At 64.2% G+C, this 20876-nt stretch carries 20 protein-coding genes and 1 tRNA gene; 6 read left to right on the top strand and 15 right to left on the bottom strand.

Annotated features, from left to right (window positions below; genetic code table 11):
• Positions 1 to 48 precede the first annotated feature (48 nt).
• From ACVIIW_RS26940 to ACVIIW_RS26930, 3 genes are read left to right on the top strand one after another with little or no spacing between them, the layout of a single operon-like run.
• On the top strand, positions 49 to 1071 hold the full coding sequence (locus ACVIIW_RS26940) for a TRAP transporter substrate-binding protein (protein ID WP_456703511.1): 1023 nt from the start codon (positions 49 to 51) through the stop codon (positions 1069 to 1071).
• Positions 1068 to 1622, top strand: coding sequence for a TRAP transporter small permease (locus ACVIIW_RS26935; RefSeq protein WP_456703510.1), 555 nt, complete (start codon positions 1068 to 1070; stop codon positions 1620 to 1622). Before ACVIIW_RS26940 ends, ACVIIW_RS26935 begins: the two co-directional genes overlap by 4 nt.
• Complete coding sequence (locus ACVIIW_RS26930) at positions 1619 to 2977, top strand: TRAP transporter large permease (RefSeq protein WP_456703509.1); 1359 nt, start codon at positions 1619 to 1621, stop codon at positions 2975 to 2977. Before ACVIIW_RS26935 ends, ACVIIW_RS26930 begins: the two co-directional genes overlap by 4 nt.
• Positions 2978 to 2996: 19 nt before the next feature.
• On the opposite strand, the gene ACVIIW_RS26925 is transcribed toward ACVIIW_RS26930, so the two are convergent.
• Genes ACVIIW_RS26925 through ACVIIW_RS26910 form a run of 4 tightly spaced genes read right to left on the bottom strand, consistent with a single transcriptional unit; the run spans position 2997 to position 8731 of the window.
• Entirely contained in the window at positions 2997 to 3908 is a 912-nt protein-coding gene (locus tag ACVIIW_RS26925) for a hydroxymethylglutaryl-CoA lyase (protein WP_456703508.1), read from the bottom strand.
• Positions 3909 to 3951: 43 nt separating this feature from the next.
• A complete protein-coding gene (locus ACVIIW_RS26920) occupies positions 3952 to 5955 on the bottom strand; it encodes an acetyl/propionyl/methylcrotonyl-CoA carboxylase subunit alpha (protein WP_456703507.1) in 2004 nt (667 codons plus the stop codon).
• Positions 5956 to 5959: 4 nt separating this feature from the next.
• On the bottom strand, positions 5960 to 7564 hold the full coding sequence (locus ACVIIW_RS26915; protein WP_456703506.1) for a carboxyl transferase domain-containing protein: 1605 nt from the start codon (positions 7562 to 7564) through the stop codon (positions 5960 to 5962).
• 39 nt (positions 7565 to 7603) lie between these two features.
• Positions 7604 to 8731 (bottom strand): isovaleryl-CoA dehydrogenase, encoded by a 1128-nt coding sequence (locus tag ACVIIW_RS26910; protein WP_456705280.1) that lies wholly within the window; start codon positions 8729 to 8731, stop codon positions 7604 to 7606.
• Positions 8732 to 8890: 159 nt separating this feature from the next.
• Here ACVIIW_RS26910 and ACVIIW_RS26905 point away from each other — a divergent pair, with 159 nt between their 5' ends.
• Entirely contained in the window at positions 8891 to 9919 is a 1029-nt protein-coding gene (locus tag ACVIIW_RS26905) for an AraC family transcriptional regulator (protein WP_456703505.1), read from the top strand.
• Positions 9920 to 9955: 36 nt separating this feature from the next.
• Here the strand turns inward: ACVIIW_RS26905 and ACVIIW_RS26900 are convergent, their stop codons facing one another.
• Together ACVIIW_RS26900 and ACVIIW_RS26895 are read right to left on the bottom strand one after the other, a co-directional pair.
• The gene (locus tag ACVIIW_RS26900; protein ID WP_456703504.1) at positions 9956 to 10450 is read right to left on the bottom strand and encodes an Lrp/AsnC family transcriptional regulator; all 495 of its coding nucleotides are present in this window, start codon (positions 10448 to 10450) and stop codon (positions 9956 to 9958) included.
• Between the two features lie 97 nt (positions 10451 to 10547).
• Positions 10548 to 10853 (bottom strand): ETC complex I subunit, encoded by a 306-nt coding sequence (locus ACVIIW_RS26895; protein WP_057754809.1) that lies wholly within the window; start codon positions 10851 to 10853, stop codon positions 10548 to 10550.
• Between the two features lie 255 nt (positions 10854 to 11108).
• Between ACVIIW_RS26895 and ACVIIW_RS26890 the strand changes: the two genes are divergently transcribed.
• Entirely contained in the window at positions 11109 to 12287 is a 1179-nt protein-coding gene (locus ACVIIW_RS26890) for an OpgC domain-containing protein (protein ID WP_456703503.1), read from the top strand.
• Positions 12288 to 12300: 13 nt separating this feature from the next.
• Here the strand turns inward: ACVIIW_RS26890 and ACVIIW_RS26885 are convergent, their stop codons facing one another.
• The 6 genes from ACVIIW_RS26885 to ACVIIW_RS26860 all read right to left on the bottom strand — a co-directional run bounded on the left by ACVIIW_RS26885 (position 12301) and on the right by ACVIIW_RS26860 (position 18607).
• Positions 12301 to 12495 carry a hypothetical protein gene (locus ACVIIW_RS26885; protein ID WP_456703502.1) on the bottom strand — a complete coding sequence of 65 codons (195 nt, stop codon included), beginning with the start codon at positions 12493 to 12495 and terminating at the stop codon, positions 12301 to 12303.
• A gap of 201 nt (positions 12496 to 12696) precedes the next feature.
• Positions 12697 to 13212 carry a hypothetical protein gene (locus ACVIIW_RS26880; protein ID WP_456703501.1) on the bottom strand — a complete coding sequence of 172 codons (516 nt, stop codon included), beginning with the start codon at positions 13210 to 13212 and terminating at the stop codon, positions 12697 to 12699.
• Complete coding sequence (locus tag ACVIIW_RS26875; protein WP_456703500.1) at positions 13175 to 13558, bottom strand: hypothetical protein; 384 nt, start codon at positions 13556 to 13558, stop codon at positions 13175 to 13177. The genes ACVIIW_RS26880 and ACVIIW_RS26875 overlap by 38 nt, the downstream gene beginning before the upstream one ends.
• A 267-nt stretch (positions 13559 to 13825) precedes the next feature.
• Positions 13826 to 14974 (bottom strand): acyltransferase family protein, encoded by a 1149-nt coding sequence (locus ACVIIW_RS26870; protein ID WP_456705279.1) that lies wholly within the window; start codon positions 14972 to 14974, stop codon positions 13826 to 13828.
• Between the two features lie 522 nt (positions 14975 to 15496).
• On the bottom strand, positions 15497 to 15871 hold the full coding sequence (locus tag ACVIIW_RS26865; RefSeq protein ID WP_456703499.1) for a hypothetical protein: 375 nt from the start codon (positions 15869 to 15871) through the stop codon (positions 15497 to 15499).
• Between the two features lie 735 nt (positions 15872 to 16606).
• Positions 16607 to 18607: a hypothetical protein gene (locus tag ACVIIW_RS26860; protein WP_456703498.1), complete on the bottom strand. Its 2001-nt coding sequence runs from the start codon at positions 18605 to 18607 to the stop codon at positions 16607 to 16609.
• A 181-nt stretch (positions 18608 to 18788) separates the two neighbouring features.
• On the opposite strand from ACVIIW_RS26860, the gene ACVIIW_RS26855 reads away from it, so the two are divergent.
• The gene (locus tag ACVIIW_RS26855; RefSeq protein WP_456703497.1) at positions 18789 to 19202 is read left to right on the top strand and encodes a hypothetical protein; all 414 of its coding nucleotides are present in this window, start codon (positions 18789 to 18791) and stop codon (positions 19200 to 19202) included.
• Between the two features lie 183 nt (positions 19203 to 19385).
• Here the strand turns inward: ACVIIW_RS26855 and ACVIIW_RS26850 are convergent.
• From ACVIIW_RS26850 to ACVIIW_RS26840, 3 genes are all read right to left on the bottom strand, one after another.
• Positions 19386 to 19462, bottom strand: a tRNA-Pro gene (locus tag ACVIIW_RS26850).
• Positions 19463 to 19570: 108 nt separating this feature from the next.
• A complete protein-coding gene (locus tag ACVIIW_RS26845; RefSeq protein ID WP_456703496.1) occupies positions 19571 to 20056 on the bottom strand; it encodes a DUF192 domain-containing protein in 486 nt (161 codons plus the stop codon).
• A gap of 138 nt (positions 20057 to 20194) precedes the next feature.
• Positions 20195 to 20827, bottom strand: coding sequence for a cold-shock protein (locus tag ACVIIW_RS26840; protein ID WP_177243663.1), 633 nt, complete (start codon positions 20825 to 20827; stop codon positions 20195 to 20197).
• Positions 20828 to 20876: the final 49 nt, after the last annotated feature.

The following is a 20876-nucleotide window of genomic DNA, read 5'->3' as shown; positions in this document are numbered from 1 at the left end:
ATCACGTCAAACAAGAACCGCTTCGAAGAACCGCTCAAGGGATCATCCATGTTCACGCGCCGTCATCTGCTCGCGACCGCAGTCGCCGCACCCGCCATCTTGCGCTTCGGCCTCGGCACCGCGCACGCCGCAACCACGCTGAAAATCTCGCACCAATTTCCGGGCGGCACCATCGACAAGGGCGATTTCCGCGACCGGCTCTGCCGCATGTTCGCTGCCGAAGTTGCGAAGCGCAGCAATGGCGACATCGCAGCCGAGATCTATCCGAACTCTTCGCTGATCAAGACCAACGCGCAGTTCTCCGCGATGCGCAAGGGCGCGCTCGACATCTCGCTCTATCCGATGCCCTATGCCGGCGGCGAATTGCCGGAGACCAATATCGGCCTGATGCCGGGCCTCGTCACCACCTACGACCAGGGCATGCGCTGGAAGAAGGAGCCGGTCGGCAAGGCGCTGACGGACTTCCTCGCCGACAAGGGCATTATCCTCCTGAGCTGGGTCTGGCAGGCGGGCGGCGTTGCCAGCCGCTCCAAGGCGATCATATCGCCTGAAGACGCCAAGGGCATGAAGGTGCGCGGCGGCTCGCGCGAGATGGACATGGTGCTGCAGACCGCCGGCGCCTCGGTGCTGTCGGTGCCCTCGAACGAAATCTACGCGGCGATGCAGACCGGCGCGTGCGACGCCGGCATCACGTCCTCCACCAGCCTGATCTCGTTCCGCCTCGAAGAGGTCGCGAAATCGCTGACCTCGGGCGCCGGCGCCTCCTACTGGTTCATGCTCGAGCCGCTGATGATGTCGAAGGCGATCTTCGACAAGCTGCCGAAGAACCAGCAGAACATCCTCCTCGCCGTCGGCGAGGAGTTGGAGGCCTTCGGCCGCAAGGGCGCGCAGGATGACGACGTCGAGGTCGCCAAGGTCTATGAGAAGGCCGGCGCAAAGGTGAGCGCGCTCGATGCCGCCACCGTCGGCAAATGGCGCGACATCGCCCGCGACACCGCGTGGAAGGATTATGGCGCCAAGACTGCGACCGCTGCGAACCTGCTCAAGCTCGCCTCCGACGTCGCCGCATGAGCCACGGTCCGTTTCCGGATCGTGAGGACACGAACAATGTTGCCGCAAGGACCGGCCTTGCGGCAGCGCTTGATCGTGGCCTCGCCATCCTCAATGGCATGATCGTCGTTCTCGCCGCGCTGGCGCTGGTCGCGGCTTGCGCCATCCTGAGCTATAGCGTGCTCAGCCGCGCGCTGTTCAAGGCCGCCAATTACTGGCAGGACGAGGCCGCCGTGTTCCTGCTGGTCGGCGCCACCTTCATGACGGCGGCGTACGTGCAGCAGAACCGCGGCCATATCGGCATCGAGGCCTTTGTCGGCCTGCTGTCACCGCAGGCGAACAGGATCAGACTCTGGTTGGTCGATGCCTTGACGTTCCTGTTCTGCGCGTTCTTCACCTGGAAATCCTGGACGCTGACGCATGAAGCTTACGTCGACGGCCAGGTCTCGAACTCGATGTGGTCGCCGCCGCTCGCCATTCCCTATTCCCTGATGGCGCTCGGCATGAGCCTCCTCTGCATCCAGATCCTCGTGCAGTTGGCGCTGCCATTCGCGGGAGCCAGGCGTCCATGAGCGTTTTCGGCATCGGTATCGCTTACGGCGTCGCGACGCTGGTCGTGATGTTTTCGGGCATGCCCATCGCGTTCGCGCTGGGTGCGGTCGCGGTCGTGTTCATGGGCATCTATATGCCTTCGGCCTCGCTCGACACGGTGACGCAGAACGTCTACGAGGAAATGGCCTCGATCACGCTGCTCTCGATCCCGCTCTTCATCCTGAAGGGCGCGGCGATCGGCAAGTCGCGCGCCGGCCAGGATCTCTACTCGGCACTGCACGCCTGGCTGCACCGGGTGCCCGGCGGCCTGGGCGTCGCCAACGTCTTCGCCTGTGCGCTGTTTGCGGCGATGGCGGGCTCCTCGCCCGCGACCTGCTCGGCCATCGGCTCGGCCGGCATTCCCGAGATGCGCAAGCGCGGCTATTCCGGCGGCTTTGCTGCAGGCATCATCGCGGCCGGCGGCACGCTCGGCATCCTGCTGCCACCGTCGATCACCATGATCCTGTTTGCGGTCGCTGCTGAAAAGTCGCTGGGACGGCTGTTTCTCGCCGGCATCGGCCCTGGCCTGCTGCTGGTCTCGCTGTTCGGCGGCTACGCCGTGGTCCGCTTCCGGCAGGAATATGCCGCGGCCGAAGCCGCTTACAAGACAGGGGGGCCGCAAGCGGCTATCCTGACCCGTGACGAGTACACGCTGGCCGAACGCTTCAACGTGCTGCCGCGCGTGATGCCGTTCGTGCTGCTGCTCACCGGCGTCATGGCTGCACTCTATGGCGGTTACGCCACCCCGTCGGAGACGGCCGGCCTCGGCGGGCTTCTCGCCTTGGGGCTGATCGCTGCGATCTACGGCGTCTGGCGGCCGAGCGACCTTGCGCCCATCATGAAATCGACCATCCGGGAATCGACCATGCTGATGATGATCATCGGCATGTCGCTGCTCTATTCCTACGTGATGAGCTATCTGCACATCTCGCAATCGGCGGCCGAATCCGTCGTCGCGATGCACCTGCCGCGCTGGGGGCTGCTGTTTGCGATCCTCGTCATGGTGGTCGTGCTCGGCTTCTTCCTGCCGCCGGTCTCGATCATTCTCATGACCGCGCCGATCATCCTGCCGCCGTTACGAGCCGCCAATTTCGACATCATCTGGTTTGGCGTGGTCATGACCATCGTCATGGAGATGGGGCTGATCCATCCACCCGTCGGCCTCAACATCTTCGTCATCCGCAACGTCGCGCCTGATATTTCGCTGAGCGAGGTGATCTGGGGCACGCTGCCGTTCGTGCTGTTGATGATGGGCGCGGTGTTGCTGCTGTGTCTGGTGCCGGAGATCTCGACCTGGCTGCCGGACCTGGTGATGGGGCCGGACGGGAGCCGGTGACGCTCTTTCCATCGCTGGGTCAGGCGACAATTCGCTTCTTCTTCGCGTTCAGCGCCGTCGCCACCCGGCTCACAGGCGGTTTGCCAAGCACGCGGCCCATCGCATTGGTCGCGGCCAGCAGCTTCTCCATATCGACGCCGGTCTTCACCCCCATGCCCTCGAGCATATAAACGACATCCTCGGTCGCAACATTCCCCGTCGCCCCCGGTGCATAGGGGCAGCCGCCGAGCCCGCCCGCTGCGGCATCGATGACGCGGACCCCCTCCTCCAGGCCGGCATAGAGATTGGCGAGCGCCTGGCCGTAGGTGTCGTGGAAATGCATCGCAAGCTTCGCCGCGGGAATGTTGGCGGCAACCGCGCGCAGCATCTCCTTGGCTCTATCAGGCGTGCCGACGCCGATGGTGTCGCCGAGTGAAATTTCGTAGCAGCCGAGATCCCACAGCGTCACAGCAAGATCGGCGACGGCCTTCGGTTTGATCTCGCCATCGAAGGGACAGCCTAGCACGCAGGAGACATAGCCGCGCACCTTCACGCCGTCGGCCTTGGCGCGCGCCAGCACCGGCTTGAACCGCTCGATCGACTCCGCGACCGTGCAGTTGATGTTGGCCCGCGAGAAGCCCTCTGAGGCCGCCGCGAACACGGAAACCACCTTGGCGCCGGCGGCTCGCGCGGCGTCGTAGCCCTTCTCGTTCGGCACCAGCACGTGGAATTCGGCGCCGCTCACGTGCGCAACGCCGCGCAGCACGGCATCGGAGCTTGCCATCTGCGGGATCGCCTTGGGCGAGACGAAGGCACCGACCTCGACGGTGTCGAGCCCGGCTGCGACCAGCGCCTCGATGAAGGCGATGCGGGCCGCGACGCTGACTGGTGTCTTCTCGTTCTGGAGGCCATCGCGCGGCCCCATCTCGATGATGCGGACGGGATCGCTCATGTCACTCTCCCCAAGTTATTCTTCCCAAGTTATTCTTCCCAAGTCACCCTTCCGAGGCCTCGACCACGGCGAGCTCGACACCTTCCTGGACGATGTCGCCGACCTCGCACTTGATGGACTTCAGCACGCCGGCATAAGGCGCGCGCAGCGTCTGCTCCATCTTCATCACTTCCAGGGTGAGGATCGGCGCGCCCTTCTCGAGCCTTGCGCCCTCCTCGGCCAGCACGGCGACGACGGTGCCCGGCAAGGGAGCTGCGATCTTGTCCGCGCCGGTCTGCTCCTCGGTCTCGCCGCCGAACGGATCGACCCAGTGCAGATCGAAACGGCCGTTGCGTGTGCGCAGATACAGCTCGTGCCCGGAGATCACCGCTGCGACCGAGGTTTTGACGTCATCCAGCGTCAGATCAAGGCCGCCGTCTTTTGGCGCAACGGTGAACGCCAGCTCGCGATCGCCGATGACCAGCGTCGACAACCCGTTGCCGTAGTTCAGCGCGATCTTCTGCTCGGGCCCGTGCCCGACGCGGAAGGCAAAGCTGCGCCGGCGGCGGCCGACCGGCTGCCAGCCAAAGGTCTGCCAGGGTGAGCTCGGCTCGCTTTGCGCAACCTGCCGTTCTTCATTGACGATCGCAGCCACTGCCGCGCAAAGCTCGAGCTCGCCGGGCGCCGGCGAAGCCTGGGTCAGCGCCGCCAGTTCGCGCTCGATGAAGCCGGTATCGATCGCATTCGCCCGCAGCTTCGGGTGCGTGATCAGCGCCGACAGGAACGGGATATTGGTGACGATGCCGCGGACGTCGGAGTCCTCCAGGCCGCGGTTGAGCCGGTCGATCGCTACATCGCGCGTCGGCGCCCACGCGATCATCTTGGCCAGCATGGCGTCGTAATACGGCGAGACTGTATCGCCTTCCCGATAGCCGGCGTCGATGCGCAAGCCACCGGTCTCCGCCGGGAGCCGCCAGGTCGAGATTTTGCCGACCGACGGCATGAAGCTCCTGGTCGGGTTCTCCGCATAAACCCGCGCCTCGACGGCGTGGCCCTTGAGCTTGACTTCGTCCTGCTTCAGCGGCAGCGCCTCGCCGAAGGCGACGCGCAGCTGCCATTCGACGAGATCGATGCCCGTGATCAACTCGGTCACGGGGTGCTCGACCTGGAGACGTGTGTTCATTTCGATGAAGAACACGTCCCTGCCGTCGGAGACGAATTCGATGGTGCCGGCACCGACATAGTTGACCGCGCCCGCCGCCTTTCGCGCGGCGGCGCAGACCGTCTCGCGCTGGGCGGCATTGAGCGTCGGCGATGGCGCCTCCTCGATCACCTTCTGGTGGCGACGCTGCAGCGTGCATTCGCGCTCGAACAGCGACAGCAGGTTGCCGTGGCTGTCGCCGATGATCTGCACCTCGATATGCCGGGGATTGTCGACATATTTCTCGATGAGCATGCGGTCGTCGCCGAACGCAGCCTTGGCTTCGCGCTTCGCACTGACGATCGCAGGCGCAAGCTCAGCCGCAGAGCGCACGATGCGCATGCCGCGGCCGCCGCCGCCGGCGGATGCCTTCACCAGGATCGGAAAGCCGATCTTGTCGGCGGCCTTCGACAGCGTCGCATCGTCCTGGGCCTCGCCGTGATAGCCCGGCACAAGCGGCACGCCGGCTCTCTCCATCAGCGCCTTCGAGCCCGATTTCGAACCCATCGCCGTCATCATTTCCGCGGTCGGGCCGACGAAGACCAGGCCCGCATCAAAGCAGGCCTGCGCGAATTCGGCATTCTCCGACAGGAAGCCGTAGCCGGGATGCACGGCCTCGGCGCCCGTCTTGCGCGCGGCCTCGATCAGCCGCACGACATTGAGATAGCTGTCGCGGGCGCGCGCGGGCCCGAGCAGCACGGCCTCGTCGGCGAGCGCGACGTGCATGGCATCGCGGTCGGCCTCGGAATAGACGGCGACTGTGCGCAGCCCCATCGCCCGGGCGGTGCGGATGACGCGGCAGGCGATCTCGCCCCGGTTGGCGATCAGGAGCGTGCGGAAACGGCGGTAGAGCTTCGAACGGTCCATCGCATCACATCCTGAACAGGCCGAACTTGGTCGGCTCGATCGGCGCATTCGACGCCGCCGAAAGGCCGAGGCCGAGCACGAGGCGCGTGTCGGCCGGGTCGATCACGCCGTCGTCCCAAAGGCGCGCGGTCGCGTAATACGGATGCCCCTGGCTCTCATATTGCGCGCGAATGGGCTCGCGAAATTTATCCTCCGCTTCCTTCGACCAGCTATCGCCATTGGCCTCGATGTTGTCGCGGCGGACCTGGCTCAGCACCATGGATGCCTGCTCGCCGCCCATCACCGAGATGCGCGCATTCGGCCACATCCAGAGGAAGCGCGGTGAGTAGGCACGGCCGCACATGCCGTAATTGCCGGCGCCGTAGGAGCCACCGATCACCACGGTGAACTTCGGCACCGAGGCGGTTGCGACCGCCGTCACCAGCTTGGCGCCGTCGCGCGCGATGCCGCCGGCCTCGTATTTCTTGCCGACCATGAAACCGGTGATGTTCTGTAGAAACACCAGGGGAATGCCGCGCTGGCAGCACAGCTCGATGAAATGCGCGCCCTTCAGCGAGCTCTCACTGAAGAGAATGCCGTTGTTGGCGATGATGCCGACCGGATAGCCCCAGATATGGGCGAAGCCGCAGACCAGCGTGGTGCCGTACAGCTTCTTGAACTCGTCGAACTCGGAACCGTCGACAACGCGGGCGATGATGTCGCGTACGTCGAACGGCTTGCGGCCGTCGACGGGCACCACGCCGTAGATCTCCTCCGCCGCAAACAGCGGATCGCGCGGCTTATGCATGTTGAGGTTCGGCTTGGCCTGCCGCTTCAACGTGCCGACGATGCGACGGGCGATCCCGATCGCGTGCGGGTCGTTCTGGGCGTAGTGATCGGTCACGCCGGATTGCCGCGAATGCACATCTGCGCCGCCGAGCTCTTCCGCACTGACGACCTCGCCGGTCGCGGCCTTCACCAGCGGCGGGCCGCCGAGGAAGATGGTGCCCTGATTGCGCACGATGATGCTCTCGTCCGACATCGCAGGCACATAGGCGCCGCCGGCGGTGCAGGAGCCCATCACGATGGCGATCTGAGGGATGCCCTGCGACGACATCTGCGCCTGGTTGTAGAAGATGCGGCCGAAATGCCGCTCGTCCGGAAAGATCTCGTCCTGCAGGGGCAGGAAAGCACCGCCGGAATCGACCATGTAGACGCAGGGCAGATTGTTCTGCCGCGCAATGTCCTGCGCGCGCAGATGCTTCTTCACGGTCATGGGGTAATAGGTGCCGCCCTTGATGGTGGCGTCGTTGGCGACAACGACGCATTCACGGCCCGAGATGCGCCCCACACCCGTGACGATGCTGGCCGAATGCACGTCGCCGCCATAGAGGCCGTGGGCCGCCAGCGGCGACAGCTCCAGGAACGAGGTCCCGGGATCAAGCAGCAGGTCGACGCGCTCGCGCGCCAGCATCTTGCCGCGCGCGGTATGGCGGTTGCGCGAGGCTTCGCCGCCGCCACCGGCAACCTGGCCGAGTTTTTCGCGCAAGTCCGCGACGAGTGCGCGCATGGCATCGGCGTTGCGCGCGAAATCGGACGACGATGGATCGATGCTGGAATGCAGCGGCATGGGGTCCCGCGTTTGCTGTGAATGGGTTGCGTGGAGGATCTAAGCGGTTTCCGACATCAGCTCGCGGCCGATCAGCATGCGGCGCACCTCGGACGTGCCCGCCCCGATCTCGTAGAGCTTGGCGTCGCGCCAGAGTCGGCCGACCGGAAATTCGGACGTATAGCCGACGCCGCCCAGTGCCTGGATCGCTTCGCCCGCCATCCACGTCGCCTTCTCCGCGGAATAGAGGATTGCGGCGGCGGAATCCTTGCGCAGCGTGCGTGCATGATCGGCACGGTCACAGGCGCGGCCCACCGCATAGACGTAGGCGCGCGTGGCCTGCCAGGTCGCATACATGTCGGCGAGCTTGCCCTGCATCAGCTGGAAGTCGCCGATCGGCTGGCCGAACTGTTTGCGCTCGTGCATGTAGGGCACCACCGCATCCATGCACGCCGCCATGATGCCGAGCGGGCCGCCCGAGAGCACCGCGCGCTCATAGTCGAGGCCGGACATCAGCACCTTGACGCCCTCGCCCACCTTGCCCAGCACGTTCTCCTCCGGCACCTCGCAGTCGTCGAAGAACAGCGGATAGGTGTTGGAGCCACGCATGCCGAGCTTGTCGAGATGCTGGCCGTGGGTGAAGCCCTTGAAGCCCTTCTCGATCAGGAACGCCGTCATGCCGCGCGGGCCGGCCTCGGGATCGGTCTTGGCGTAGACCACCAGCACGTCGGCGTCGCCGCCATTGGTGATCCACATCTTCGAGCCATTCAGCACATAGCGGTCGCCGCGCTTGTCGGCGCGCAGCTTCATCGAGACGACGTCGGAGCCGGCGCCGGGCTCGGACATCGCGAGCGCCCCGACATTCTCGCCGGAGATCAGCTTCGGCAGATAGCGCTGGCGCTGCGCGTCATTGCCGTTGCGGCGGATCTGGTTGACGCAGAGGTTGGAATGCGCGCCGTAGGACAGCCCCACGGCGGCCGAGCCGCGCGAAATCTCCTCCATGGCGACGATATGGGCGAGATAGCCCATGTTGGAGCCGCCATATTGCTCGGGCGCGGTCATGCCGAGCACGCCAAGCTCGCCGAGGCGCTTCCAGAGCTCCGCCGGGAACAGGTTGGCCTGCTCGATGTCTGCGGCGCGCGGGGCGATCTCGGCCTCCACGAAGGCGCGCAACGTGTCGCGCAGCATGCTGATGTCTTCGCCCAGATCGAAATCGATGCTCGGGATGTTCAAGGCGATTCCTCCTAGATCTTGTCGGGCTCGAACCTACCCCCGCCCGGGTGTTCTGGCGGTCGAAAAGGTTGCATTTTCCGCCAAGTTTGGCGAGGATTTTCCAAAGGACTTGCAATGCCTTTCCAAGCCGCGACCGCTACGCCCCGCCGTGCCATGACGCCCGCAGCCTTTGTCCGGGGTGTGGTCGCTGCCTATGTCCGCTACGGGCGGGATCCGGCCGAGGCGCTGAGCAAAGGCCAGGTCCTGCCCGACCTCGTGGGATCGCCCGACGGGCGGGTCACTGCGGCGCAGTTCGAGGCGCTCGCCGGCCACGCGATGCGCGAGCTCGACGACGAGGCGCTTGGCTGGTTCTCGCGCAGGCTGCCGTGGGGCACCTACGGCATGCTGTGCCGCGCCTCCATCACCGCGCCCACTCTCGAGGTCGCGCTGAAGCGCTGGTGCCGGCATCACCGCCTGCTGACGGAAGACGTGTTGTTCGAGCTCGGGGTCAGCGGCGAGACCGCGACCATCTCCCTTCAAGAGCAGCGCGATCTCGGAGCTTTGCGCGAATTCTGTCTCGTCACCCTGCTCCGCTACGTGCTCGGCTTCTCCTGCTGGGCCGTGGATTCGGCGATCGCACTGCGCGCGGCGGAATTTCCCTATTCCGAGCCGGTCCATGTCTCGGTCTATCCGACCATCTTCTGCAAGCATGTCCGCTTCGATGCGGAGGCGGCCCGCATCGTGTTCGACAGGCATTATCTCTCGCTGCCGCTGGCCCGCAGTGCCGCCGATCTCGACAACATGCTCAAGGGCGCGCTGCGCCTGACCGTGCTGCCCTATCGGCGCGATCGATTGCTGGTCGAGCGCGTCAGGCGCGTGCTGCGCGAGGCGCGCGGACGCATTTTGGGCGCGGACGATGTCGCCGGCGAGCTCGCCCTGTCCACCCGCACCATGCACCGCCGTCTGCGCGAGGAGGCAACCTCGCTGCGTGATCTGAAGGAGGAAGCCAAGCTCGAGTTCGCCAAGCAGGAGCTGATGCGCGGTCGCACCCCGATCAAGCGGATCGCGGAGATCGCCGGCTTCCGCAACGAAAAAAGCTTCTCGCGGGCCTTCCGGACCTGGACCGGCGCCAGCCCGCGCGAGTTTCGCGGCCGGTACCGCTAGAGGCCCGCCGGCCGCCGAATTCAGACGCGAGCACCCTCATCCTGCCGGCGCCGCCGCAACAATCTCCTGCACCGGCAGCGGCACGTCCTTGGCGACCCCCAGCACGGGAAAGCTGCGGACGTTCTTCACGTTGGGCATGGCGGCGAAATGCAACAACTGCTGCCGCATGCTCTCGACGCTGGGTGCCACGCATCTGAGCAGATAGTCGGTGTCGCCCGAAATGCGCCAGCACTGCTGGATGCGCGGGATCGCCGCGATCGACCCCTCGAACGCCTCGAGCACCGGCTGGGCCTGGCTGCCGAGTTGGATCGAGACGAACGACACCACCTCATAGCCGAGCAGCCGCTCGTCGATCACGGCCCGCACCGCGCGGATCACGCCGCGGCTGAACAGCGACTTCAGCCGCCGCAGGCAGTTCGGCGGGGACACGCCGACGCGCAGCGCCAGCTGGTTGTTGCGGACGCGCCCGTCCTGCTGCAGTTCGGATAGGATCTTCAGATCGATGCCGTCGAGCTGGTGTCGCGCGGCCATCCCCCACCTCGTCATGGTCGTGTCATGCGGACCAGCGAAGCACGTGGCCGGTGGGGTGCCAAGTGCTCTTCCGGGAGCCGACCGAAAGCAAAGCCTCTCAGTGGGTCCAGGGCTCACCGCGCCGGAACGAGAAGTTGTCTGCATACGCGACCTGGCGGTGCAGGGATTCCTTGGGCTCGATCACCTGGTAGGCGATCCCCTTGCGCTCGCAATAGGCAACCGCCTCGTCCTTGGTGTGGAAGCGCAACGTGATCTGCTGCTTCATGTCGCCGGACGAGGTCCAGCCCATCAGCGGCTCGACCGCGCGCGGCTGCTCCGGCTCGTAGTCGAGCTGCCATTCCTTGGTCTTGGACCGGCCGGATTGCATCGCGTTCTTGGCGGGCTTGAAAATGCGTGCGGTCATTGGCGGTCCGGCCTCTTCGTCTTTTCGTTCGATTTCAATGCGTCACGGTAGCGATTGGTGGAAACCGCGGGCATAGTATAGAGACACCTTTCGGGAACTGATCGGTGATTCCGGGGCCCCGGCTTTCTCACCCTCGGGTATAGTCATTATGCTGCACTGTGACAATTGCGTACCCGCCCGCCGCCCGGGAATCCCGCCCGGCGGCCCAGCTTCGCCGATCTCAGCGTACCCGCCTCCTTCGAAAGCTCCCGTCGCATGGCCTTCCTGAACATCAACGCCACGCTCCCCGAGAAGGGCCGTGACCTCAGGCTCGACCTGTTTCGCGGCGTCGCCAACTGGGCGATCTTCCTCGACCACATCCCTGACAATGTCGTGAACTGGATCACGACACGCAATTACGGCTTTTCCGACGCGGCTGACCTGTTCGTCTTCATCTCCGGCTACACGGCGTCGTTCGTCTATGCGCGAATGATGCTGGAGCGCGGCTTCATCGTCGGCGCGACGCGCCTGACCAAGCGGGTCTGGCAGCTCTACGTCGCCCACATCATCCTGTTTGTCATCTACATCGCCTCGATCAGCTATCTGGCGCTGCGCTTCGGCGATTCCGAGATGATCAACGAGTTCAACGTCGCCGGTCTCGTCGACAATGCCACCGAAACGCTGCGCCAGGGCCTGTTCCTGCGCTTCAAGCCGCTCAATCTCGACGTGCTGCCGCTCTACATCGTGCTGATGGGGCTGTTTCCGCCGGTGCTGTGGTTCATGCTGCGCAAACCCGACCTGACCATGGTGCTGTCCATCATCCTGTGGCTGACCGCGCGTCACTTCAGCCTGAACCTGAATGCCTATCCGGCCGGCCAGTGGTACTTCAACCCCTATTGCTGGCAGGTGCTGTTCGTGTTCGGCGCCTGGTGTGCGATGGGCGGCGCGCGCCGCTCCGGCAGGCTGATCAATTCACCGGTCACGATATGGCTTTGCTTCGGCTATCTGGCGTTCGCACTGGTCATGACCATGGCGGGTCGCTTCCCCGCCCTTGGCGGCATGATGCCGGAATGGCTGTTCTCGGCCTTCAACCCGAACGATAAGACCAACCTCGCGCCCTACCGCTTCATCCACTTCGTGGTCATCGTGATCCTGGTGATACGCTTCGTACCGAAGGACTGGCCGGGGCTGGAGTGGAAGATCTTCGATCCGGTGATCGTGTGTGGCCAGCAATCGCTCGCGGTGTTCTGCGTCGGCGTATTCCTGTCCTTTGTCGGCCATTTCGAGCTGTCGATGAGCTCGGGCTCGCTGTTCGCGCAGCTCTTCGTGTCCATCGCCGGCATCGCGATCATGACGACGGTCGCCTATTACATCTCCTGGTCGAAGCGGCAGGACAAGCCGCTGAAGCCACCGCCGGCAAAACCGGCGGCCGCTCCGCCTGCAAAGGCCGCCTGAGCCAGGTTGCGGCTCAGGCCGCAGCCTCGCCGTCATATTCGGTGAATTTCCGGTAGATCCAGTCGCGCCCGTCGTGACGGCGCCAGACCTTGCCATAGACGAGCTGCCCGTTGATCGAGCGGCGCGGCACGATCACGGTCCAGAGGTGCCAGATCTCGGCCCAGTTCGACTGTGGATCGACGGTTCGGACATTGCGATCGAAGGACATGACGCAGAACTCACAAATACGATCGCCGCGACGAACTGTGACCTTGTGTGAGCGTGAATTGCAGCAGCCCGTCGCGAGCCGGAAGCGGTTTGATAACAGCTGCCCTGGTCGCTGCAATACCCGATCGGCTTTAACCTAACCAATCAACCTTACCCCTCGTGGGTAAGTCGTGAGACCGCTTGAAAGGCGGCGCCGACCTTTCTAGGATGCACGCGTGAATTGAATATGAGCGTGCCGTTCTGGGGTGCGGGAAATTTCGATTGAAATCGCTTTTTGAAAAGACTTGCCGGCGGGGGCCACCACAATGAATTTGCAGTGCGCATATCTGCGCTTGGCGGTGCGATCAACGCCGCCTGTTCCGGTCGTCACGACGTCCGTTCGGGGGCCGGCCGGAGCCGCGAACGACAATCGCTTGGCGTGGCCGTTTCTACCATTTCCACGCGGCTGGTACGCATCGAATTGATTTGCCGAAAAAGCGCAACGCCGCGCAAGCGGACTATCATCGGAATGCGCCAACGCCGATATGTCCATGGCGAGGCCTAACGGTTGCTCGAGCAATTTGGTGCGGGACGGGCAACCCGGCGCCAGGAGCCGCGCGGCCGACTCCAGGCCGTCGGCGGACTGGCTTTCATTCAACCCTGATGCCATTTGGCCGGCGCAACGGTGACGCGGGGCGAGGTCAATCTTCGTCGTAGTAACCGCGACGTTGACGGCCATAGTAGTAGCCCTGCCGTCCCTGCTGAAACTGGGGCGGCACCGTGCCTGTCGGGTAGCATTGGCCATCCCGGCTATCGATGTCAGCGCCATTGCCGCAAGGAACGGGACCGGCATAAGCGCCGTATCGTCCATGTCGACCGTATCGTCGCGCGGCCTGATATTGCGGGGGTATCACCCCGTTCGGGTAACAGTGGCCGTAGATGTCGATGTCATAGCCGTTTCCGCAGTACCCAACCTGCACGATCGGGGCGTGGTTTTGGATGGCGGGTGGTTCGCTCTGGATCGCTGCGGGCGTCCCGAGCTGGACGGCAAGGATTGCCGCGGCTGCGGCGCTGGTCAGTGGCATGTTCACTCCTCCCATGGCTTGCAGGAACCAACGCTGTGAAGCTCCTGTCGGTTTCCTTGGAAGGTAATCGATTTTGGCACAGGACAGGCGCGTTCACCGGCTATTCATCTCCAGCAGCGCGGGGAATCGGCCGGCTCAAACCGCTCCACTGACGCCCGGCCGTCCGTTGCTGGATCAGCTTCGACCGATGAGGGTCGCTAATGTTGAAGCCGTCGGTGCGACCGGCGACTTGCAATACAGCTGGCTCGGGGTGCGGAACGGGACGAGCTACAGCGTGTCCTGGTTAGGAACCGAGCTGTCCAAATCAGTCCATTTTTTGTTTTTTCTCGTCGATGTCCTGCCAAAGGAGCGCAGCCAACGAGCCAATTCCTTATGCCGCATTTCGAATGGTCGGGCGAGAAGGTACGCCACGATGTTCGATGATAGTACGGCAGTCCAAAACCAGGCCGGACCACGCGCACTTGGCATCGTCGTAATGATCGCGGCCATGATGGTGTGATGTATCAGATAAAGGGTGAACGAATAATCGGCTGCGATCCTGACCACGCGCACTGATCCGGCCTCGTTCGTCCACTGCGTCATGGCGATCAGGGATCCTATGACTGCGACCAGAGCGAAGTAGGTCGCCATGTTGTACTCGCGACCCGGTGTGACCATCCAAAAGTAAGCGGCGCCGGCGGCGAGCAACGCCAACACCGACAAGAAGGCTGGCGGCACATAGCAGCGAAAAAACAAATAGAGAGCAGCGCCACCGAGCCAGAGCGCGAACAAGCCAGTTCCGCCACCGCCCTCCTGAAACGCACCGAAAAGAAGGTGGAAAGGCGTTTGGCCAAAAAACAGCGCCACCGGAATCAGAAGGAGCCAGGGTCCGCGCCCTTTAAGCAGAAAAAATACGGCGCCCACCAGCATGTAAATGTGCCATTCGATCGCGAGCGTCCAAAGCGGGGCTGCTGATCCGAACGTTGCCCATTGCAAATGGGACGGTCCATAAATGCCACGATAACCTTCGAGCATCGCGAGATTTGCAACAAATGTTTTCAGATTGTAGTTGCGTTCTATGGTGATCTCGCCGGTGAGCCAGATCGTGACCGCGTCCACCACGATGATGAGAACAAGAGCGGGGATCAGCGCGGAATAGATGCGCGCGAAACGATCGATAAAGTAGTCAAGGAAACTGTATTCCGGGCGAGCCGCGTTGGTGATCAATGTCGCGGTTATCCAAAAACCGGACATGACAAAAAACAGCAGGACGCCGACGTTTTGGATGTAGGGAGACGCCGGAGGCTTGAGCCAGTTGCCGACACTGAAGAAAACGAGACCGTGACCCACACACACCATTTGAGCCGCGAGTGCCCTCAGGGCATCGAGGGCAACAGATGTGTCTGTACTGCCGCGATCGAGACTGAACTTACGCATTTTCAACCGTTGGTCCCGCCGGCACAGGCAGCAGTCATCAAATGCAGCCGACCACAATTTCCTCGTGCGGGAAGCTTATGGCCGGGGTCAAGCGCGCCGTCCAGAGGGGAAGCTGCCAAGGCCCCTTGAAAGCGTTCGGCGTGTCGCTCCGGCAGGTTTTCCTACTCCAGACGGCCGTGGCCCTCCCGCTGCGGGCCTGGGAAAATCCCAATTCCCATCATGTGCAACGTCATCAGGCATTTCCCCGGGCACAACCCCGCCCTGCTGAGCAATCCTCATGCCAGACCGGCACAAGCGCTGATCGAGAACGTCCGGCCCTTCCAAGTTCGAGTTGGGCGCGGCCGTCGTGGCAAATTGCGCAAGCCGCACCAGCGTTCCGGCCAGCATCCGCAATAGCGACCTCGGCGGTTCACGCTGGCGGACCCTTCTGTGAGCCCTACCGCGATGCCGCCGATCACGCGGAACGTCGCGGCGCCGGGCCGCAAGAGCTATTCGAGAGCGACGCCTGCGGCCGATTGGGCCTCAGTTCATCAAGGTGTACTGCTGCTGCTCGCATGCTTCGAGGATCACGGATAGGCGGGAGCCCACATAGACGGAATTGAAGAACACTGAATATGTGCGTCGTGACTGATCCGGAGGCGGATTAACTTCTCTCAGGCACACAAAATAATCGCCGGGACCGTGCTCCGCCTTCCGAAGCGAAGACATCTCCACAGGCCTCACGAGTTTGGCCTCAACCGCAAGCTTCTCAACGCCCTTCTGGATGTCATCTTGGGTCGGTGGTCCGGTCACCGCCGCAGCGGTGGGCGGCGGTGTCGAGGATGTGTCCGGCCAAAGACCGAGGTTTGAACACGCCGACAATAGCAAGCCGAGCACCGGCACAAGGTATTTGATCATTGAGAAATTTACGGGTGGGATCTGCCGCTTTCGCGGCGGGAAATGTCCATGAAGCTGCGTCTACACGTGCGCTGACGGGGTACGATTGACCTAAAGACCAGCCTTACTCAACTAGCGGTGGCTCAATAATCGTTGATATTAGGGCTGGATTGTTTTGGGCAATGTTGAGGAAGCTTGTTCTGTGCTGGCGGACGCGAAAATGTCTCTCGGTTTGTCCCTCCCGCAAAACGAGGGTTGGCGCTGCCCAGTTTCGTCAAGCACGATACATGCTCGGTGAGCAGTGCCTCCGCTGTCGTGAGTGCGGCTCACTCAACTAGGTGACTTCAGGCGCTTTGAGGGAGCAAGTAATCCTTCATCCGATGCTTGATGAGCCAGCCTGCAGCCTGGTGCGATCGCCGGCGGAGTCCTTCTTGGTGGAATGATAGCCTTCTCGCTGCCGTTGCTGCGATAGTCCTGGCAGAACACGACAAGATCACGCACGCCCGTTGACCGGGGGTCGCCGGTCGCAATCGTGAGCGGGCGGCCATCAAGTTCGATGCGGTGCTTGCGTCGAGGTCGGCGCGTCACGTCGCCATCGAAGCGGGCGGGAGGGAGTCAAATTGTCGATGACTCCTGGCCCCGGAACGCGCGAGAGGTACCGCGCGTCGCGGCTGTATAGGCAGCCCGAGCCAGCCGTCGCGCGGCGAAAAAGTATCGCGTCATCAGATAGTTGCTTCGAAAATCGGATGACCTGCGCTAGCCATAGGCCCGCCGGATCACGATGAAGCGTTCGGCAATCGCATCGAGCCGCAACAGCAGATCGTTGCCGACATCCGCCGGCACCGTCACACCCACATAGTCCCGCGTGCTGATGCCGACGACCGGCGCATCGTCCGCGAGGCCGAACTCGGCGCGCCGGGCTGCCGGAATGAACACCAGCACGGCCATGTCCGATCGCGGCCGGATGGTCTCCGGGTGGCAGCGCCGCCAGGCCTCCGCCTCGAGGCTGAACAACCCGAAGTAGGCCAGGGGGCGGTCGAGCCAGGCGGCCCGGCACGGGGCGATCGGGGGCGGCACATAGACCGCGGCGCCGTGCAGCGTCTCCGGCACGCGGGTGATCCTCTCGCCGACGCCTGACAAGGCCAGCCCTTCGCCGAGCACGCCGATCCGGCGCCAGTCGATCGCTCCGCGGTTGGGCAGGATAGTCGCAATTCGAAGGCTCACCGCGCCGTAGTTGGCCGCCTGGCGGAATGCGGCGTCCCGGGACAGCTCCGGCACATCGCCGAGTCGCCGCTGCAGAACGGCCTCGATCGCGCTCTGGTTGCCCCTGCCGCAGCAGGTCACGAGCTGGCGTGATTCCCGGAAGTAGCGCGGACCCGTGGCATCCGCCAGCGCCGTGATCTCGCCCTGGGCGACGGCGTGCAGGGCCAGCACGGCCGCGCAGCCGGCCGCCGCCGCATGCAGCCAGGCGGAATGCTGCCGCCAGACCATCCCGAGCGCCAGGCAGCTGAGCAGCAGGATCAGCGGCTCCGTGAAGATGACATCGGTCCCTACGATGCCTCGGCTGAAGCACGCCGCTGACGCCAGCGCCAACACGCCGATCGCGACCAGCACCCGGATCGCCGCGCCGCGCGTCGGCTTGCGATCGCCGAACGCGAGCAGCGCCACCGCCACCAGGGGCAGCATGAACAGCAGCGGCGCGGCAGCAAACTGCTCGAGCAGGCGCGGCGGATGCGGGTTCAGCGCGGGATCGATCGTGCCGAGCAACGAGACCTTCGCGATCGCCGCCACGAAACGCACCGCATTGAGCGGGTTCGTCGCCACCAGGGCCAGCACCGGAAACGCCGCGACAAAGCCGAGCGCCATCAGGTTCGCGAACGAGAAAAAGCGGTAGGGCACGCCGTCTCGCGGCAGGTATCGCGTCGCAAGCCCGGGCGTCGCGACCGCAACGAGAGCTGCGCCGCAAAGCCAGATGTTCGAGAACGAACTGCGGTAGTGATAGAAATGCTCCGGCAGACGCGGAAGCGCCAGCAGCAGCAGCGCGCCGAGCGCTGCAAGCGCGGCGGCCATGATGAACATGTTGTGCCGCAGCTCGATGCGGCCGAACGCGGACCCCCGCCCCTGCTTCACCATCATCAGCAGCGCCAGCAGCGGCGCCGCTGCTGCCGTCGGCACGATCTGCACCTTGGAAGTGACCGCGAGGCCGCAGGCGAGCCCCGAAAGCACGGCGAAGGCGAGCGCCGTCCTGCGCTCGGTGCGCAGCGCCAGCGTCCCCAGCAGCAGCGCCAGCGCGGCATAGAACAGTGCGAACAGGTCGGTGCGGAAGATGAGCGTGTGGAGCGCCAGCGTCCGCGACGTCAGCATGCAGGCGAACACCGCAACCAGCATCCAGGCGCCCTCGCCGACCGCGAGCGTCACGGCGCCGGCGATCGCCAGTGCGGCGCCGACGGCCACATACGGAAGGTGGCCACGCAGGAATTCGATCAGCTCGGCGATGCCGAGCAGAGGATTCGTCCAGTCCGGCAGCGCCGCGAAGTCGCGCAGGTGCAGCCGCCCCGCGAGATAGGCCAGTCGCTGCGTCCAGGAGACGAGCAGATACATGCCGGCCGTGGGGTGCGAGATCTGGTCGGGCAGCCGGCCGCCCTCGATCAGCAGCACGTCGAGTGCCGTGATCTGGTCCATGTCGTCGAAAGCGTAGTAGGGGTAGCGCCCCACGCGATGCTGGAACCAGGCCAGCGCGATCAGGGCAAGAACCACCAGCAGAAACAAGGGCGCTGCCGTGCGCCGCGAAAGTGAAAACACGTTGCCCCGAGGTCCGTGCATGCAACCTGAACGGGATTAACTCAGTGGTTGCAGACACGTCAAGTGTCGCGCGTCGATTGTTCAACAGCCAGAACAACAGCCGGTCCCAGGAGGCGCCTCGGTCGCCGACCTGAAGGTGACCATCGAGAGCGTCGGCCGCCGGCGCATCAACGCAGCAGCAATGGTTCGCACCGTGCTGAAGGTGCAGTTCGAGCGCGAGCAGGAACTGACCTATGCCCACGTCCGCGACTTCCTGCGCGGCGCGCCCGAGATGGCTGACAAGGGCATCATCGATCGCGACCGCGCGCTGTACCTGTCGATCGGCGTCGCCGCGCAGTTCGAGCTGATGCTTCGACAGGGCGACATCATCGGCAAGTGGCAGTCGCGCAAGCTAGCTAGATGCGAAGTTTCCGGGCAGCATCGAGTTGCTGCACGTCGACGAGACCTGCTGCTTCATCAGCTGCGCCCGCGACGCGAAGATCCCCGACGAGGTCTGCAGCATGGACGCGCGCGCCGGCGGCGCCGCCGAGGCGCGTCGACACCAAGGTGATTTCGACCGGCCTCACTCACCCGAACGAAGAGACCGCAGGGCGCTATCTCCGCCGCCGAAGAAGATTGTCGCCATCGCCGAGGCGCGCAAGCAGTCGCGCGCCGTCGACAGTGAGGGCGGAACGACGTCAGAACCGCCCGTCAGAATCGCAGGGAAAAAGCTGAGGAAATTCAACGGTCGAAGTGGTCGGGGCAGCTGGATTCGAACCAACGACCTGCAGTACCCAAAACTGCCGCGCTACCAGGCTGCGCTATACCCCGAATGTCCGGCGAGCCCCGTCGATACACGCTTCCACGAGGGCCATCAAGCTTTCCAAACCGCCGACATGGCCCTGAAGCCGGCGACGCCGGGGCCTCCTGCTGCACCGCCTATTTGCTGCCGAACAGAGGGTGGCCGACCCGATCGCCGGGCCGGATGCCGTATTTCTGCGCGGTTCCCGCCACCACTTCGAGGACGGCCCGGGCGGGGCCGCCCGACGAGATGATCCTGGTCGAGAGCGGCTCGGTATTTTCCGCGATGCGCAGGATCCGGCCGTCCGCGCGAATGAAGATCATGTCGAGCGAGACATAGGTGTTCTTCATCCACATCGAGACTTCCTGCTCGGGATTGAAGTCGAACAGCATGCCTTTGCCGTCGGCCAATTCCTTGCGGTACATCAGCCCGGTCTGCTTCTCCTGATCCGTGGTCGCCATCTCCACCGAGAAGACCTGCACGCCGTTCCTGGTGACGATTTCCAGTGGCTGGAACTCGGCGGCACGGGCCGGAGCGCCAGCGGCGGCGAAGCCGGCAATGACGAGGACGGCGACAAGCCAGCCCCGGATTGGGGACCGGACAGCCTTGCGATCAAAACTCATGGCAGGATTCTCGGGATGCGCTGGTCGCCTGACGGCGGAGGGACTGCCGCATCCTTACGCGGCCATCGTGGCAAAAGCCAGAAGCGCGCGACCCCGGGGACGCGCGCTTCTGCTCACGAATAGGACAACGGAATGTCGCTAGTGCGACTGAAGGCCCGGCGATCCGGTCTCCGGATGGATCTCGGCCGCCATCATGCCTTTCGAGCCGGGCCCAAAGCGGACCAGCACATACTGGCCGGGCCGCAGCTCGGTCATGCCGAAGCGGCGCAGCGTCTCCATGTGGACGAAGATATCGGGGGTCCCCTCGCCGCAGGTCAGGAAGCCGAAGCCGCGCAGCCGGTTGAACCATTTGACCTGGGCCCGCTCGAGGCCGCTGGTCGCGGTGACAGTGACATGGGTGCGCGGCGGCAGCATCTGCGCCGGATGGATCGCGGTGGACTCATCCATCGAGACGACGCGGAAGGCCTGATAGCCCTTGGCGCGCTGGATGCACTCGACCACGATGCGGGCGCCCTCGTAAGCCGTCTGGAAGCCGTCGCGCCTAAGGACGGTCACGTGCAGGAGTACGTCGGGCCATCCATTATCAGGGACGATGAAGCCGTAGCCCTTTGAGGCGTCGAACCATTTGATGACGCCATGAACCTCGACGAGATTGGCGCTGCCCTCACCTAAGCCGGTGAAGGGACTGAGCGCGCTATCGCGACCGGCGCCGTGCTCGCCCGACGCAGGAACTCCCAGCTTCTTGGACTCAAATCCGTCCGACGACCCCATAACCCCGGACCCCACACATGCCATGCAACCCGCCACATTGGCGGGGCTC

It is taken from the genome of Bradyrhizobium sp. USDA 4449 (assembly GCF_054056275.1).
Note: the sequence above shows the minus strand (reverse complement) of the source record. Positions and strands in the feature narration are given on the sequence as shown.

Bases quoted from the DNA above. Each gene is read 5' to 3' on its own strand.
- ACVIIW_RS26940 (WP_456703511.1), top strand. From the start codon at position 49: ATGTTCACGCGCCGTCATCTGCTCGCGACCGCAGTCGCCGCACCCGCC.
- ACVIIW_RS26935 (WP_456703510.1), top strand. From the start codon at position 1,068: ATGAGCCACGGTCCGTTTCCGGATCGTGAGGACACGAACAATGTTGCC.
- ACVIIW_RS26930 (WP_456703509.1), top strand. From the start codon at position 1,619: ATGAGCGTTTTCGGCATCGGTATCGCTTACGGCGTCGCGACGCTGGTC.
- ACVIIW_RS26925 (WP_456703508.1), bottom strand. From the start codon at position 3,908: ATGAGCGATCCCGTCCGCATCATCGAGATGGGGCCGCGCGATGGCCTC.
- ACVIIW_RS26920 (WP_456703507.1), bottom strand. From the start codon at position 5,955: ATGGACCGTTCGAAGCTCTACCGCCGTTTCCGCACGCTCCTGATCGCC.
- ACVIIW_RS26915 (WP_456703506.1), bottom strand. From the start codon at position 7,564: ATGCCGCTGCATTCCAGCATCGATCCATCGTCGTCCGATTTCGCGCGC.
- ACVIIW_RS26910 (WP_456705280.1), bottom strand. From the start codon at position 8,731: ATGCTGCGCGACACGTTGCGCGCCTTCGTGGAGGCCGAGATCGCCCCG.
- ACVIIW_RS26905 (WP_456703505.1), top strand. From the start codon at position 8,891: ATGCCTTTCCAAGCCGCGACCGCTACGCCCCGCCGTGCCATGACGCCC.
- ACVIIW_RS26900 (WP_456703504.1), bottom strand. From the start codon at position 10,450: ATGGCCGCGCGACACCAGCTCGACGGCATCGATCTGAAGATCCTATCC.
- ACVIIW_RS26895 (WP_057754809.1), bottom strand. From the start codon at position 10,853: ATGACCGCACGCATTTTCAAGCCCGCCAAGAACGCGATGCAATCCGGC.
- ACVIIW_RS26890 (WP_456703503.1), top strand. From the start codon at position 11,109: ATGGCCTTCCTGAACATCAACGCCACGCTCCCCGAGAAGGGCCGTGAC.
- ACVIIW_RS26885 (WP_456703502.1), bottom strand. From the start codon at position 12,495: ATGTCCTTCGATCGCAATGTCCGAACCGTCGATCCACAGTCGAACTGG.
- ACVIIW_RS26880 (WP_456703501.1), bottom strand. From the start codon at position 13,212: ATGGCCGTCAACGTCGCGGTTACTACGACGAAGATTGACCTCGCCCCG.
- ACVIIW_RS26875 (WP_456703500.1), bottom strand. From the start codon at position 13,558: ATGCCACTGACCAGCGCCGCAGCCGCGGCAATCCTTGCCGTCCAGCTC.
- ACVIIW_RS26870 (WP_456705279.1), bottom strand. From the start codon at position 14,974: ATGCGTAAGTTCAGTCTCGATCGCGGCAGTACAGACACATCTGTTGCC.
- ACVIIW_RS26865 (WP_456703499.1), bottom strand. From the start codon at position 15,871: ATGATCAAATACCTTGTGCCGGTGCTCGGCTTGCTATTGTCGGCGTGT.
- ACVIIW_RS26845 (WP_456703496.1), bottom strand. From the start codon at position 20,056: ATGAGTTTTGATCGCAAGGCTGTCCGGTCCCCAATCCGGGGCTGGCTT.
- ACVIIW_RS26840 (WP_177243663.1), bottom strand. From the start codon at position 20,827: ATGGGGTCGTCGGACGGATTTGAGTCCAAGAAGCTGGGAGTTCCTGCG.